This window comes from Stenotrophomonas sp. YJH_SMC_6, from assembly GCF_059371335.1.
Genome location: NZ_JCAFUM010000010.1, coordinates 23,636 through 38,757, shown reverse-complemented (window position 1 = coordinate 38,757; position 15,122 = coordinate 23,636). Strand labels below are relative to the sequence as shown.

10 protein-coding genes are annotated in these 15,122 nt (G+C 66.1%); 8 read left to right on the top strand and 2 right to left on the bottom strand.

All coding sequences use genetic code 11. The features are described 5' to 3' along the window. Positions 1-28: 28 nt before the first annotated feature. Together AC5P9N_RS12550 and AC5P9N_RS12545 are read right to left on the bottom strand one after the other, a co-directional pair. Positions 29-1,015 (bottom strand): phosphatase PAP2 family protein, encoded by a 987-nt coding sequence (locus tag AC5P9N_RS12550; RefSeq protein WP_049460697.1) that lies wholly within the window; start codon positions 1,013-1,015, stop codon positions 29-31. 9 nt (positions 1,016-1,024) lie between these two features. Beyond that, entirely contained in the window at positions 1,025-2,227 is a 1,203-nt protein-coding gene (locus AC5P9N_RS12545) for an acyltransferase family protein (RefSeq protein WP_049475981.1), read from the bottom strand. Between the two features lie 175 nt (positions 2,228-2,402). Here AC5P9N_RS12545 and AC5P9N_RS12540 point away from each other — a divergent pair, with 175 nt between their 5' ends. From AC5P9N_RS12540 to AC5P9N_RS12505, 8 genes are all read left to right on the top strand, one after another. After that, positions 2,403-3,323, top strand: a complete 921-nt coding sequence (locus tag AC5P9N_RS12540) for a LytTR family DNA-binding domain-containing protein (RefSeq protein ID WP_032966701.1) — start codon at positions 2,403-2,405, stop codon at positions 3,321-3,323. Between the two features lie 144 nt (positions 3,324-3,467). Further along, a protein-coding gene (gene prfB, locus AC5P9N_RS12535) for a peptide chain release factor 2 (RefSeq protein WP_014037064.1) occupies positions 3,468-4,593 on the top strand; the annotation gives its coding sequence in 2 pieces (ribosomal slippage) (positions 3,468-3,542 and positions 3,544-4,593; 1,125 coding nt in all). Positions 4,594-4,747: 154 nt separating this feature from the next. Beyond that, positions 4,748-5,530: a helix-turn-helix transcriptional regulator gene (locus AC5P9N_RS12530; protein ID WP_099484315.1), complete on the top strand. Its 783-nt coding sequence runs from the start codon at positions 4,748-4,750 to the stop codon at positions 5,528-5,530. Between the two features lie 702 nt (positions 5,531-6,232). Then, positions 6,233-7,618, top strand: coding sequence for an NAD-dependent succinate-semialdehyde dehydrogenase (locus AC5P9N_RS12525; protein WP_005413223.1), 1,386 nt, complete (start codon positions 6,233-6,235; stop codon positions 7,616-7,618). A gap of 63 nt (positions 7,619-7,681) precedes the next feature. Next, the gene (locus AC5P9N_RS12520) at positions 7,682-9,322 is read left to right on the top strand and encodes an acetolactate synthase large subunit (protein ID WP_005409493.1); all 1,641 of its coding nucleotides are present in this window, start codon (positions 7,682-7,684) and stop codon (positions 9,320-9,322) included. A gap of 217 nt (positions 9,323-9,539) precedes the next feature. After that, positions 9,540-11,051, top strand: coding sequence for a lysine--tRNA ligase (gene lysS / locus AC5P9N_RS12515; protein WP_005409494.1), 1,512 nt, complete (start codon positions 9,540-9,542; stop codon positions 11,049-11,051). A 205-nt stretch (positions 11,052-11,256) separates the two neighbouring features. Beyond that, complete coding sequence (gene rpfG, locus AC5P9N_RS12510; protein WP_005409495.1) at positions 11,257-12,396, top strand: cyclic di-GMP phosphodiesterase response regulator RpfG; 1,140 nt, start codon at positions 11,257-11,259, stop codon at positions 12,394-12,396. A 1-nt stretch (position 12,397) separates the two neighbouring features. Beyond that, the gene (locus AC5P9N_RS12505; protein ID WP_099484316.1) at positions 12,398-15,121 is read left to right on the top strand and encodes a response regulator; all 2,724 of its coding nucleotides are present in this window, start codon (positions 12,398-12,400) and stop codon (positions 15,119-15,121) included. Position 15,122 lies beyond the last annotated feature (1 nt).

The following is a 15,122-nucleotide window of genomic DNA, read 5'->3' as shown; positions in this document are numbered from 1 at the left end:
GAAGGGCCTGTCCGCGCATGGCGTGGATCTACCGCACGTCTTCGACTGCTGGAAGGCGCTGGCGCGGAATCCACCGCGTCAGCGCCACGCCGCCGCCGAGGATCAACAGCGTGCCCACGGTCTGCCACAGCAGCTCGGTCGCCGGTACCTCCGGCAGCGCCGCAGTTCCGGCAAGCCAGTCGATCAACGGCCGCGCCAGCAGGTAGATCAGCACCACGCCCAACACGCGCAATATCCGCTGCACGATACCCTGCGGGTCCTTCGGCCAGCCACGCCATTGCAGCCACGCCACCAGCAGGCCCAGTGCGAGCAGTCGACCGGCTTCACCCACCGGAACGAAGCGGGTGGTTACCGCCGCCCAGGCCATCAGCACGCCCAGCCCCGGCAGGACCGGCAGCTGCCAACGCTGGTTTGAGCGCATGCCTGGCATCAACTGCCACGCCAGCAACGCAACACCGATGCCGACCAGCCAGCCGGCCAGCACGTCGGCCAGGAAATGCCGGCCCAGGTACATCCGTGACACCGCCATCAGCAGTGGCCAACCGAACGCCAATGCCCAGCGCAGCCAGCGGCGGCGGATGCCGAACGCCAGCAGCAGGCCCACGCCGGCGGCGGTGGCTACGCCGACGTGGCCACTGTTGAAGCCGTAGTCGGCATCGGGCTGCGCGCGCAGCATCGCGGTGGCCCGGGAATCAGGCAGGGACCAGAACGTGTGCCCTCCGCCATCGACCACGAACGGATGCGACGGCACCCCTTTGTCCAGCACGCGTGCATCCACGTCCGATGGGCGGGGCAGGGCGGCACCCTGCTTGATCGCGTGGGTGGCGCAGGCCATCATCAGTACCGCCAGCATCACGCACAGGCCGGCGCGCAATCGTGCGCCGAACGCGCAGAGCAGGATCAGCGCGGTGTAGGCCATTTCGTAGCCGAGCAGGCTGATGAACTGCATCAGCGCCAGCATCCAGCCGCCGTCGAAGGTCTGCTGCAGCCACAGGTGCCAGTGGGTCTGGAACATCCGTTGTCCTCATCGCGCCGTGGCGGCGCGTACCGCCGGTGACGATAGCGGATCGGCCTTCAGGCCGAACAGGGGCCGCAGCCAGCGGGAGCGTCGGATCAGCAGTTCGTGGATCAGCATGCAGCCGCCGACGGTGCCGCCCAGCAGTAGCGACGGCTCCAGCCAAGGACCCAGTTGCAACGGCTTGAGCCAGAACAGCAGGGCGATGATCAGGCTCTGGTGCAGCATGTACCAGGGATAGATCGCCTCGGTGCAGTACGGCAGCCAGCGGAACGGGCGGTCGAGGAAGACTTTGCCCCAGCCGAGGATGCTCAGCAGCGCGGTCCAGACGTACAGCGACTGGCTGGCCCGGCCCTGCAGGTCCCAGAACGGTTCGGGCCATTGCCGCAGCGGTGAGTCGGCGGGCAGCACCTGGCCGAGGATGCGCAACCCCAGATACCAGCCAACGGCAGCAAGCGCCAGCCACAGCGTGGTGCGGCGCAGGGCGACCACGCGCTGCCAGAACACCGGCTCACGACCCAGCAGGTAGCCGGCCAGGAATACGGTTGCGTACTTCGCGTGCTGGTACCAGTCGCTGAGCAGGGCATTGGTGGACGGGTAGATCGGCTCCAGCCAGATCACCCAGGCCAGCAGCAGGGCGGACGGAAGGCCGATCAGCAGCATCGGCGATGCTGCGCAGAACGCCACCGCGCGGCGCACCACCGCCGTTCCCAGCAACGGCATCAAAAGGGCCAGGGCCAGCGTGTAGTTCCAGAGATACGCCAGGTACCACAGATGGTTCCAGGTGATGCCGTACTGCCAACCGGCAAAGCTCCCTTCCGGCCACGGCCGCACCTGCCAATAGCGCAGCAGGAAGTGGCCGAAGCCGGGTGCCACGTGGCCGTTGGCTACGCCTTCGCAGTAGGGTTGGATCGGCACGATCACGAACATGCCGAACAGCAGCGGCAGCAGCAGCCGCCAGGTGCGCAGGCCGGCGAAGCGCAGCAACCTGCCTTCCGGCCGCATCAGCGCGATGGCGATACCCGAGATCAGGAACAGCAGCGACATCCGCCAACGGTTGACGAACAGCATCGGCCACTGCAGCCATTCGGCGGTATGCACGCTCTTGAGGTGAAAGCCCCAGTCGTCCACGTAGGCCATGGCGGTGTGGTAGAGGATCAGCAGGGCGAAGGCGAACACGCGCAGGGCGTCGATGTCGTAGCGTCGGGTCATGGTGGTGGTGTGCCGGAGAGTCGAGCCAAGGTGACGCCGTCCGGTCCGTGCGGCGACCGGCAAGGGGCCGCTGGAACCGACGCAGTGACCAATGGCGGGGGTGGTGGGACCAATGGAGCCGCTACCCTTGGTCCCTTGAGGCAGGCTGGAGCACCGCAACGACATGGATGCAGCAATGACCCAGGGCCGACCACCGCGCTGGCGCATTTCAACCCGACTGCTGGTATGGGCGGCAATCCTGTCGGCCTCGGCGGTGGCCAACGCGTTGGTCGATGTTATGGATGCCAGTCGCCGCGGCGCTGATCTCGGCTTGTGGGAACCCTTGATCTGGGAGTTCAGCAGCCTCGGCCTGATCCTGTTGACCCTGCCGTTGCTGTGGTGGAGCTGTGAGCGCTGGCCGCTGCATGCCGATACCTGGAAGCGGCGGTTGCCGCTGTATCTGCTGGCCAGCGTCGGCTGGTCGTTGCTGCATGTGGTGGGGATGATGCTGCTGCGGCACCTGGCCTACGCGTCGCTGGGCTACCGCTACCAGGATGATGCCGGCTGGTTGGAGCGTTTTGCGTATGAATACCTGAAGGATGTGCGCACGTTCGCGATTTTCGTCGCGCTGGAGCACTTCGCCAGCTGGTTCGGCCGGCGCAGGCAGGGCGAGGCGCGCCTGCTGGCCGAGCCCGACGTCGGCCCGCCGGTGGAACCGGTCGAGCGCCCCCAGCACTTCCTGGTGCGCAAGCTGGGCAAGGAGTTCCTGGTGGCCACGGCAGACGTGGAGTACGCCCAGGCGGCGGGGAACTACGTGAACTTGCGGGTACGCGGCCACGACTACCCGCTGCGCATCACCATGGCGGTGCTGGAGCAGCGGCTGGACCCGGGCGAGTTCCTGCGCCCGCACCGCAGCTGGCTGATCAATCGCGGCCAGTTGCGCTCGATCGAGCCGCTGGATGGCGGCGAGGCCCTGCTGCACATGGCCGATGGAGCCAAAGTGCCCTGCAGCCGGCGCCAGCTGCCGGTCCTGCGGCAGGCGCTGGGCGGCGCGGGCGCGGGTAGAGTCGACTGTTGGTCGACTATCGCGCGCAGCGCGGGCTCCACCGCAACCTGAATGAAAAGCAGTCGACTGACAGTCGACTCTACAGAGGCGGGTCTACCAGTGGTTGGCTCCCAGCGGCAGGCCTGGTCCCTCATTCCGGGCGCCCCCGGCCTGCGGTATCATTGGCAGTCATCTTTTGAATGCATAACCGCCGACATGATCGAACTGAATCCTGTCCGCCAGCGCATCACCGATCTGACCGATCGCGTGCTGTCGCTTCGGGGGTATCTTTGACTACGACGCCAAGAAAGAGCGTCTTGAAGAAGTAACGCGGGAGCTGGAAAGCCCCGACGTCTGGAACAACGCCGAGTACGCCCAGAACCTGGGCCGCGAACGTTCCAGCCTGGAAAAGACCGTGGGCGGCATCGCCTCGGTGCTGGATGGCCTGAACGACGCCACCGAACTGCTCGAGCTGGCCGAGTCCGAGCAGGACGAGGACACCGCACTGGCGGTGGTCGCCGACCTCGACAAGCACCAGGCGCACGTGGAGAAGCTGGAGTTCCAGCGCATGTTCTCCGGCGAGATGGACAATGCGGCCGCGTTCGTCGACATCCAGGCCGGTGCCGGTGGTACCGAAGCCCAGGACTGGGCCGAGATCCTGCTGCGCATGTACCTGCGCTGGTGTGAATCGCGTGGGTGGAAGACCGAGCTGATGGAAGTCTCCGGCGGCGACGTTGCTGGCATCAAGTCGGCCACGCTGCGCGTGGAAGGCGACTATGCCTATGGCTGGCTGAAGACCGAGACCGGTGTGCACCGCCTGGTGCGCAAGTCGCCGTTCGACTCGGACAACCGCCGCCACACCAGCTTCACCTCGGTGTTCGTGTCGCCGGAAATCGATGACAACATCGACATCACCATCAATCCGGCCGACCTGCGTACCGACGTGTACCGTTCGTCGGGTGCCGGTGGCCAGCACGTCAACAAGACCGAGTCGGCGGTGCGCATCACCCACATCCCGACCAACATCGTCGTGGCCTGCCAGACCGGCCGCAGCCAGCACCAGAACCGCGACAACGCGATGAAGATGCTGGCCGCCAAGCTGTACGAGCTGGAGATCCAGAAGCGCAACGCCGAAAAGGACGCCGTGGAAGCGACCAAGTCCGACATCGGCTGGGGCAGCCAGATCCGCAATTACGTGCTCGACCAGAGCCGCATCAAGGACCTGCGTACCGGCATCGAACGTTCGGATACGCAGAAGGTGCTGGACGGCGATCTGGACGAGTTCGTCGAGGCCAGCCTGAAGGCCGGCCTGGCCGTGGGCTCCAAGCGCGTCGATGCCTGATCGGCGCGCCTGCGCGGATGTCGTCACCCTCGTGCGCAACGCCGAGGGTGGCTGATCACGCTTCCGGTAGAGCCGAGCCCATGCTCGGCTGCTGTTGGCGCAGTAGCAGATGCGTCGAGCATGGCTCGACGCTACAACGGGTACGGCGGTAGCGATGATGCGCAGCGAAAGTGAACGCAAGGAACTCGGCGGCTTCCTCAAGGCGTGCCGCGCCCGTGTCGACCCCGCCACGCTCGGCCTGCCGGCCGGGCGGCGGCGCACCCCGGGCCTGAAGCGCGAGGAAGTGGCGCTGGCGATCGGGGTCAGCGTGAGCTGGTACACCTGGATCGAGCAGGGTCGTGAAGTGCGCGCCTCTCCCGAAGTGCTTGAGCGCCTGGCACAGGTGCTGCGCATGAGCGACGACGAACGCGCCTATGCCTTCGCGCTGTCCGGCTACGGCGTGCCGCTGGAATCACCGGACGAGAGTGTGACCGACGGCCTGCGCCAGCTGGTGGAGGCGATGCAGCCGATCCCGGCGTACGTGCGCAACACCCGCTTCGACATCCTGGCCTGGAACCCGGCCATCGCCGATCTGTTCGTGGACTACAGCCAGCTGGCGCCGCACGAGCGCAATACGCTGCGGCTGATGTTCCTGTACCCGCCGTACCGCACGCTGATCCTCAACTGGGAAGAAATGACCCGCGGCCTGCTGGCAGGCTTCCGCGCGGCGATGGCGCAGGCGCCAGACAAGGCGCCGTTCCTGGCGCTGGTCGAGGACATCTCGGCGCACAGCGAGGAGTTCCGCCAGTGGTGGCCGGAGCACGATGTGCGCCGGTTCGATGAAGGTGCGAAGAAGTTGAACCATCCCGCGCGCGGGCTGCTGGACCTGCAGTACGTGGCGCTGGTGCCGGAGAGCCGGCACGACCTTTCCCTGGTGACCTACCTGCCGCGGAAGTAGGTTTTTCGGCAGGGCTGCGCCCTGCACCCGCAGAGGCCGAAGCGACAGCAACGGCAACAGCAACAGCGGACTATCCGAGGGATGGCGGGGTGGTGTGGGTTGACAGGACACGCCGTAAACCCGTCCATGGGGGCTCGATGGCGCCATCCATGGCGCCAACGGTCCTGCCAACCCACACCACCCCACCTCAGACAGATTTCGCGCGGTTGTTGGCAACTGCGGCTTTGTTCCGCGCGGCTGTTGGTAGGTGTCGACCTTGGTCGACACGATTTTTCTCTCAGATATCGAATGAGTCATCCACGCATGGCGTGGATCTACTGTGTCGACCAAGGTCGACACCCACCAACAGCAACGCACAGCGCCGTCCCGACAGATCGCGGGAAATTGTCGAAGGCGGGATGGGTCCGGTTGCGGGAGTGTCCGCGGCATGGATGCCGCGGCCAAGCCCCCAAGGACGGGTTTACGGCGTCTCCCGCAACCGGACCCACCCCGCCATCCCTCAGGAAACCAGCTTCTGCTGTTGCTGTTGCTGTTGCTCTGGATCGTAGCGGGTGCAGGGCGCAGCCCTGCCGATAACCCCATTCAGGCAGGTAAGTGCGGGTCACAGGATAAGCAGACGCCTTGTTGCCTCCGCCATTCGGGTCCACATTCCTGTGCAGGAGACGGGCCGCCCGCCCGTTGTCGAGACAACAGGAGCCCTGCATGTCCGCTGCCCCCACCACCGCCATTTCCCGTGATCCGGCCACCGGCCAGCAGATCGCCAGCCATCCCTTCGCCACCGACGCCGAGCTGGAAACAATCCTGGACCGCGGCCAGGTCGGCTTTGCGGCCTGGAGCGTCAAGAGCCTCGAACAGCGCGCAGACGTACTGCGTGCGATGGCCGCGGTGCTACGCCGTGACCGTGAAAAGCTGGCCGCGCTGGCTACCGCCGAAATGGGCAAGGTCCAGGCAGAAGCGCTGGCCGAAATCGAGAAGTGTGCTGTGCTGTGCGACTGGTACGCCGACAACGGTGCGCAGTTCCTGCGCGACGAACCGACCCAGGTGCCCGACGACAAGGCTTACGTGTCCTACCTGCCGCTGGGCGTGGTGCTGGGCATCATGCCGTGGAACTTCCCGTACTGGCAGGTGATGCGCGCGGCGGTGCCGATCCTGATGGGCGGCAACGGCTTCCTGCTGAAGCCGGCCGAGAACATCGTCGGTACCGCGCAGCTGCTCGACGCCGCATGGCGCGATGCCGGCTTGCCGGAGGGCACCTTCATCGCTGCCAACATCAGCCGCGAGGGCACCAGCCGCGCGATCGCCGATGACCGCATCGCGGCGGTGACCCTGACCGGCAGTGTGGCCGCCGGTCGCAGCATTGCTGCCCAGGCCGGGCAGGCGCTGAAGAAGGTGGTGCTGGAACTGGGCGGTTCCGATCCGTTCATCGTCCTGGCCGATGCCGATCTTGATGCGGCCGTCGACGCGGCGGTGGCCTCGCGCTTCCAGAACACCGGGCAGGTCTGCATCGCCGGCAAGCGCATCATCGTCGAAGACGCGGTCTACGATCGTTTCGTGGCGCAGTTCTGCCAGAAGGTGCAGGCACTGACCATTGGCGACGGCCGCGACCCGGCGAACCGCATCGGCCCGATGGCGCGCCAGGATCTGCTGGAGCAGCTCGACGCGCAGGTACGTGCTTCGGTCGACGCCGGTGCGCAGCTGCTGGTCGGCGGGCACCAGCTGGATCGTCCGGGTGCGTTCTATGCACCCACCGTGCTGGCCGGGGTTGAGCCGGGCATGCAGGCCTTCGACACCGAAACGTTCGGGCCGGTGGCCTCGATCAGCCGCGCCCGCGACGCCGACCATGCGGTGGAACTGGCCAACCAGAGCGAGTTCGGCCTCAGCGGCAACCTGTGGAGTGGCGACCGCGCCCGTGCGATGCAGCTGGCGCGCCGGCTGCAGACCGGCGGTGTATTCGTCAACGGCTTCTCTGCGTCCGATCCGCGCGTGCCGATCGGCGGCGTGAAGAAGAGCGGCTTCGGCCGTGAGCTCTCGCACTTCGGCATCCGCGAATTCGTCAACGCGCAGACGGTGTGGTTCGACAAGCGTTGACGCGCAGCTTCCATCCTCCCTGCAACGATCCACCATCAGTCCAGCGAAAAGGACGGCATTCCAATGTCCAAGGGTTCAGATCTGCTTGTCGCCGCACTTGAGAACGAAGGCGTCGAGCGCATTTTCGGCATTCCCGGCGAAGAAAATCTCGACGTGGTCGAGTCGCTGCGCCATTCCAGCATCGAGCTGGTCATCACCCGCCACGAGCAGGCGGCGGTGTTCATGGCGGCCACCTATGGCCGCCTGACCGGCAAGCCGGGCGTGTGCCTGGCCACGCTCGGCCCCGGCGCGCTGAATTTCACCACCGGCGCCGCGTATGCGCTGCTTGGCGCATGGCCGGTCATCATGATCACCGGGCAGAAGGGCATCGTCGCCAGCAAGCAGGCGCGCTTCCAGATCGTCGACATCGTCAGCACGATGAAGCCGCTGACCAAGCTGGCGCGTCAGATCGTCTCGGCGCGCACCATCCCGACCATCGTCCGCGAGGCGTTCCGTGTCGCCCAGGAAGAGCGCCCGGGCCCGGTGCTGCTGGAGCTGCCCGAAGATATCGCCGCCGATGAGGTCGAGGGCGTGGCGCTGATTCCGCCGCACGCGGTGGATCGTCCCATTGCCAGTCCGGAGGCGCTGGATCGGGCGGCGGAGATCATCCGCAACGCCAAGCGCCCCCTGCTGATGATCGCCTCGGCGGCGTCGCGGCCGCAGTCCAGCGAAGCGCTGTCGGCGTTCGTGTTGCGCGCCGGCATTCCGTTCTTCACCACGCAGATGGGCAAGGGCGCGGTGGCCGGTGGTTCGGGCCTGTACATGGGCACCGCGGCGCTGACCGAGCGCGATTACGTGCACATGGCGATCGACCAGGCCGACGTGATCGTGACCATCGGCCACGAGGTCACCGAGAAGCCGCCGTTCGTGATGCGCCCGGGTGGGCCGACCGTGATCCATATCGGCTACTCGCAGGCGGCCGTGGAGCAGGTGTACTTCCCCCAGGTGGAAGTGATCGGTGACATCGGTCGTTCGCTGACCCAGTTGGCCGATCGTATCGAAGGCGCGGTGCCGAACGCTGACGCGCTGCTGCCGCTGCGCGCGACCATTCTGGAACATCTGGCTGACCGAGCCGAGGAGGCTGGATTCACGCCTCAGCGGCTGGTGCACGACGTGCGCCAGGTGATGCCGCCGGACGGCATCGTGGCGCTGGACAACGGCATGTACAAGATCTGGTTCGCGCGCAATTACCGCACCCAGGTGGCCAATACGCTGCTGCTGGACAATGCGTTGGCGACCATGGGCGCGGGCCTGCCGTCGGCGATCATGGCTTCGATCCTGTACCCGCAGCGGCGGGTGCTGGCGGTGTGCGGCGATGGCGGGTTCATGATGAACAGCCAGGAGCTGGAGACCGCGCGTCGGCTGGGCCTGAACCTGGTGGTGCTGATCCTCAACGACGGCGCCTACGGCATGATCCGCTGGAAGCAGGCGGTAGATGGCTTCACCGACTACGGCATGACCTTCAGCAACCCGGATTTCGTGAAGTACGCGGAAGCCTACGGCTGCAAGGGCCACGAGGTGACCGCCATCGAGCAGTTCATCCCGACGCTGGAGGCGGCCTTCAACGAGGGCGGGGTGCACCTGGTGTCGGTGCCGGTTGATTACTCGGAGAACCAGCGGGTGCTGGTGGACGAGCTGCGGCAGGCGTTCCCTGGGAACGGTTGACGCCGGGACGAGCGCCAACCAAGGTTGGCGACTACCGGGGCGTCGTTCCCCGGAATCCGGTAGGTGTCGACCTTGGTCGACACACGGACCGCCAACCAAGGTTGGCGGCCATCTGGGCGGGCCCGGCCCAAGGCCGGGGCAGGGCGGTTTTGGTATGCTGGGCAACCGGCTGTGCCGGGTGCAACATCCCCCCTCACTACACGATTCCCGCAGATCCATGAGCGAAGCTACCGATACCCCCCCCGTTGACGAAAACAAGTTGATCGCCGAGCGCCGCGAGAAACTCAAAACGCTGCGTGGGCAGGGCATCGCGTACCCGAACGACTTCCGTCGCGAGGACTTCGCCGGCCGCCTGCAGGAAGAATTCGCCGATGCCGAGACCTGGACCGCCGAGGCGCTGGAAGGCAACGGCCGCCAGGTGAAGATGGCCGGCCGCCTGATGGCCAAGCGCATCATGGGCAAGGCCAGCTTCGCGCAGATCCAGGACGAGTCCGGCCGCATCCAGCTGTTCCTGCAGGGCGCGGTGCTGGGCGATGCCTACACGGCCTTCAAGGGCTGGGACGTGGGCGACATCATCGCCGTCGAAGGCGGCCTGACCCGTACCAAGACCGGCGAACTGTCGGTCAAGGCCGAGTCGATCCGCCTGCTGACCAAGTCGCTGCGCCCGCTGCCGGACAAGTGGCACGGCCTGGCCGACGTCGAGCAGCGCTACCGCCAGCGTTACGTCGATCTGATCGTGACCCCGGAATCGCGCGCAGTGTTCATCAAGCGCTCGAAGATCATCCGCGCCATGCGCGCGTGGCTGGACAACCGCGACTTCCTGGAAGTCGAGACGCCGATGATGCATTACATCCCCGGCGGCGCGGCGGCCAAGCCGTTCACCACCCATCACAACGCGCTGGACCTGGACCTGTACCTGCGCGTGGCGCCGGAGCTGTACCTCAAGCGCCTGACCGTGGGTGGCCTGGAGCGTGTGTACGAGATCAACCGCAACTTCCGCAATGAAGGCGTCAGCACCCGCCACAATCCGGAATTCACCATGATGGAACTGTACGAGGCCTATGCCACGTACAACGAAATCATGGACCTGACCGAGGGTGTGATCCGTGATGTGGCCAAGGCCGTGAACGGTGGCACCGAAGTGGAATGGGACGGCGCGAAGATCGACCTGGGCCCGGCGTTCCGCCGCTGGCGCATGGATGAGGCAGTGCGCCACCACAACCCGGAAATCTCGGCCGCTGATTGCACTGACCGCGATGCGCTGCTGCGCCATTGCGAGCGCTTGAACATCCGCGTCAAGCCGTCCTACGGCTGGGGCAAGCTGTTGCTGGAGATCTTCGAGGCCACGGTCGAGCACACCCTGATCCAGCCGACCTTCATCACCGACCATCCGGTCGAGGTCTCGCCGCTGGCCCGTGCCAATGACAACGACCCGGGCTACACGGATCGCTTCGAGCTGTTCGTCAACGGCAAGGAGCTGGCCAACGGCTTCTCCGAACTGAACGACCCGGAAGACCAGGCCCAGCGTTTCCAGGCCCAGGTGGCCGCGAAGGAAGGCGGCGACGACGAGGCGATGCATTACGACGCCGACTACATCCGTGCGCTGGAGTACGGCATGGCCCCGACCGGCGGCCTCGGCATCGGCGTTGATCGCCTGGTGATGCTGCTGACCGGCAGCAGCTCGATCCGTGACGTGCTGCTGTTCCCGTACATGCGTCCGGAGCAGTAAGTCGTCTTTTTGACTCCCGTTTGTGCGCGCCGTCGCGAAATGAGACGGCGCGATTGACGCCTCCCGCGCTCGGCGTATCGTTAATGCACTACCTTGACGTCTGTTATGGCTTGATCGGCGCGAGGGGGAGTGCGCATTGTGGAGAGTCCGCTTCACAATGTGATGACGATCATGAACCGGGACGCATGACACGGGAGTCGGGCCGATGCAGGGTGCGAGCGTTCGCAGCAGCAGGGTATCCTCGCCTGCTGATGATCCAGCATGGTCGAGAAACCAGGCGGAGTACGCGTTGAACATCGTCATTGTTGACGACCAGACGTCCGCGCGGACGATGCTGCGTCACGTCATCGAAGACATTGCGCCGGAACTGAGCGTGTATGACTTCGGTGATCCGCTGACCGCATTGGCCTGGTGCGAGGCGCACCCGGTCGACCTGTTGCTGCTCGATTACCGCATGCCGGAGATGGACGGGCTGGAGTTCGCCCGTCGATTCCGGCGCCTGCCCAAGCACCGCGATATCCCGGTGATCCTGATCACCGTGGTCGGCGACGAGCCGATCCGCCAGGCGGCGCTGGAAGCAGGGGTCATCGACTTCCTGGTCAAGCCGATCCGTCCGCGCGAACTGCGCGCGCGCTGCTACAACCTGCTGCAGCTGCGCCAGCAGACCGAGAACGTGAAGCAACGTGCGTTGTCGCTGGAGCAGCGCCTGCTGGCCAGCATGCACGAGGTCGAGGAACGCGAACGCGAGACACTGTCGCGATTGGCGCGGGCGATCGAGTTCCGTGATGCCGGCACCAGCGCCTATCTCGAACGCATGGCGCGCGTTGCGGGGCTGATCGCCGAGCAGCTTGGCCTGCCCGAAGACGACGTGCGCCTGATCGAGATGGCGGCGCCGCTGCATGACATGGGCAAGATCGCCATTCCCGACGCGGTGCTGCTCAAGCAGGGCAAGCTCAATGACGAGGAGCTGGCGATCATGCGCCGGCACCCACGCATCGGCCACGAGCTGCTCAGTGGCAGCCAGAACCGTTTCATCCAGGTGGGCGCGCTCATCGCGCTGCGCCATCACGAACGTTACGACGGCAGCGGCTATCCCGACGGCCTGGTCGGCGAAGCGATCCCGCTGGAAGCGCGGATCGTTGCTGTCGCCGACGTCTTCGATGCGCTGATCTCGCCCCGTCCGTACAAGGAAGCATGGACCATGGAAGCCACACTGGCTTATCTGTACGCCCAGCGTGGGCGACTGTTCGATCCGCGTTGCGTGGATGCGCTGATGCGCGGCCACCAGCAGTTGATGGATATCTGCGCCCAGCACTCGACGGCATCGACGCGACCGGGTGGGTGACATGCAGGACCTGTTCGCACGCGTGAGGCTTCGGCTGGCGCAGCGTCCGGATTCGGAACATGGCCAGGCGATCGTGCGGGTGGTGCTGATCTCGCTGATCCTGGTCTATGTTCTGTTGTCCGGCGCCCGCCTGCACCGGCTGGATCAGTACCAGGGCGCGCTGGCAACGGCGTTGACCGGGCTGGGCCTGTCGCTGCTGTTGTTCGGGTGGCTGCTGTGGAAGCCGCAGCGCTCGGACCTGCGGCGGGTGGCCGGGATGCTGGCCGATTACGGCCTGATCGCGATCGGCATGATCCAGATGGGTGAGCCGCTGGCGTGGGTGTATGCGGTGGTGATGTGGGTCACGGTGGGCAACGGCCTGCGCTTCGGGCCGCGTTACCTGACCGCTGCCATCGTGCTGGCGATGATCAGTTTCGGCACTACCGTGCTGTTGACTCCCTATTGGCAGGCCAACCTGGGGCTGGCCATTTCCCTGTGGTTGGGGTTGCTGGCAGTACCGTTGTGCTGCTCCTCCCTGCTGCGCCGAAGGATGCGACATCCAACCATGGATACGATTCCCGCCGCTGGATCCGACAAGCGCTCGCTGTTGGCCCGCTTCAAGCAGCGCCTGTCCGGGCGCGAGGACAGCGAGCACGCGCAGAACCTGATCCGCATCATCATCACGGCACTGTTCATCAGCTATCTCGGCTGGCGCTCGCTGAGCGGCGGCGGTGAGGCGCTGACGGCGACGTGGCTGATCCTCGCCTTCGAGCTGACCATTTCCGCCGGCCTGCTGACCGCGATCCTGGTCAATCCGGGCGTGTCGCATGTGCGCCGGGTGATCGGCATGCTGACCGATTACACCTGCATGGCCTGGATCATGACCATCCAGGGCGAGCCGGCCGCACCGCTGTATGCGGTGATGCTGTGGGTGACGATCGGCAACGGCATGCGCTACGGCAGCACCTACCTGCGCGTGGCCACGGCCATGGGCTGCCTGGCCTTCCTGTGCACGGTGATGCTGTCGCCGTACTGGCGCGGCCACGATTATCTGGGCTGGGGCCTGTTGCTGGGCCTGGGTGCGATTCCGCTGTACTTCGATTCGCTGCTGCATGCCTTGACCCGGGCGGTGGCCGAGGCGCGCCAGGCCAACGAAGCCAAGAGCCGCTTCCTGGCCAACATGAGCCATGAGTTCCGCACGCCGTTGAACGGGCTGGCCGGCATGACCGAAGTGCTGGCCACCACCCGCCTGGACGACGAACAGCGCGAGTGCCTGAACACCATCCAGGCCTCGACCCGCAGCCTGCTGGCGCTGGTGGAAGAGGTGCTGGACATCTCCGCGATCGAAGCTGGCAAGGTGCGCGTGGAGTGGCACGAGTTCGCGCTGGCCGACGTGCTGCAGGCGATCAACCTGATCCTGACCCCGCAGACCCGCTCCAAATCGCTGGATTATCGCGTGCAGGTGGACGACAACGTGCCGCCGCGCCTGCTCGGGGATGCCGGGCATCTGCAGCAGATCCTGCTGAACCTGATGGGCAACGCGGTCAAGTTCACCGACAGTGGCTACGTGCATCTGCGCGTGTCCAGCCCCGATGCGCTGGGCAGCGAGCGGATGCGCCTGCGATTCGAGATCGTCGATACCGGCATCGGCGTGCCGGTGGCGTTGCGCGGACGCCTGTTCAATGCGTTCGAGCAGGGCGATGTCGGCCTGGCCCGTCGCCATGAAGGCACCGGTCTGGGCACCGCCATTGCCAAGGGCCTGGTCGAGTCGATGGGCGGGCAGGTCGGCTATGCGCCGAACAGCCCGCGCGGCAGCGTGTTCTGGGTCGAGATCACGCTGGACGTCGCAGACACCTCATCAGCCCCGGCGGTTCCGTCCGAGGTGGCTGAAGCCGGCAATGTCATCGCGTTTTCCAATCCCTTCCTGCGCCATCGCGCACGGGTGCGGAGCCTGCGGGTTCTGGTCGCCGACGACCACGAGGCCAACCGCATGGTGCTGCAGCGGCTGCTGGAGAAGGCCGGCCACAAGGTCACCTGCGTCAACGGCGGCGCCGAAGTGCTCGATGCGCTGGAGCAGGCCAGTTACGACGCAGCGATCGTCGACCTGCACATGCCCGGCATGAGCGGACTGGATCTGCTCAAGCAGTTGCGGGTGATGCAGGCCAGCGGCATGCCTTACGTTCCGGTCATGGTGCTGAGCGCAGACGTCACCCCCGAGTCCATCCTGCGTTGCGAGCAGGCCGGCGCCCGCGCCTTCCTTGCCAAGCCCGTGGTGGCCACCCGCCTGCTGGAAGTGCTGGCCGATGTCGCCGCCAACACCCGCTCAGAACCCGGCATCCAGTCGGTGCCTGCATTGCCGGTCGGCGATGGCGTGCTCGATACCGCGGTCCTGGACGAGTTGGCGTCGCTGGGCATGGGCGATGGCTTCGAACGCAAGTTCATCGACCAGTGCCTGGCGGACGTCGACGCGAGCATGGGCCAGCTCCAAGGCTGCGGCGAGCGCCAGGCCTGGGAGGATCTCCGCGAGCACGCCCACGCGCTGCGCGGCGTGGCAAGCAACCTGGGGCTTGTCCAGGTTGCCGCCTCCAGTGGCGAAATCATGCGCATGGCGGACTGGCAGCTGAAGGGTGAATGGAGCTCCCGCCTCAGCAACCTGGCGACCGCTCTGCGCAATGGCAGGAATGCGTTGGCTGCCCGTAGTGCGGGGGCACCGCACCGCGACGACAGCGAGCGCAGCCCGTCCTGAC

What these genes read in the sequence shown, in the direction of transcription:
- AC5P9N_RS12520 (WP_005409493.1), top strand. Translation starts at nt 7,682, where the DNA reads ATGTCCAAGGGTTCAGATCTGCTTGTCGCCGCACTTGAGAACGAAGGC.
- AC5P9N_RS12525 (WP_005413223.1), top strand. Translation starts at nt 6,233, where the DNA reads ATGTCCGCTGCCCCCACCACCGCCATTTCCCGTGATCCGGCCACCGGC.
- AC5P9N_RS12550 (WP_049460697.1), bottom strand. Translation starts at nt 1,015, where the DNA reads ATGTTCCAGACCCACTGGCACCTGTGGCTGCAGCAGACCTTCGACGGC.
- AC5P9N_RS12505 (WP_099484316.1), top strand. Translation starts at nt 12,398, where the DNA reads ATGCAGGACCTGTTCGCACGCGTGAGGCTTCGGCTGGCGCAGCGTCCG.
- AC5P9N_RS12545 (WP_049475981.1), bottom strand. Translation starts at nt 2,227, where the DNA reads ATGACCCGACGCTACGACATCGACGCCCTGCGCGTGTTCGCCTTCGCC.
- rpfG (WP_005409495.1), top strand. Translation starts at nt 11,257, where the DNA reads ATGCAGGGTGCGAGCGTTCGCAGCAGCAGGGTATCCTCGCCTGCTGAT.
- AC5P9N_RS12530 (WP_099484315.1), top strand. Translation starts at nt 4,748, where the DNA reads ATGATGCGCAGCGAAAGTGAACGCAAGGAACTCGGCGGCTTCCTCAAG.
- lysS (WP_005409494.1), top strand. Translation starts at nt 9,540, where the DNA reads ATGAGCGAAGCTACCGATACCCCCCCCGTTGACGAAAACAAGTTGATC.
- AC5P9N_RS12540 (WP_032966701.1), top strand. Translation starts at nt 2,403, where the DNA reads ATGACCCAGGGCCGACCACCGCGCTGGCGCATTTCAACCCGACTGCTG.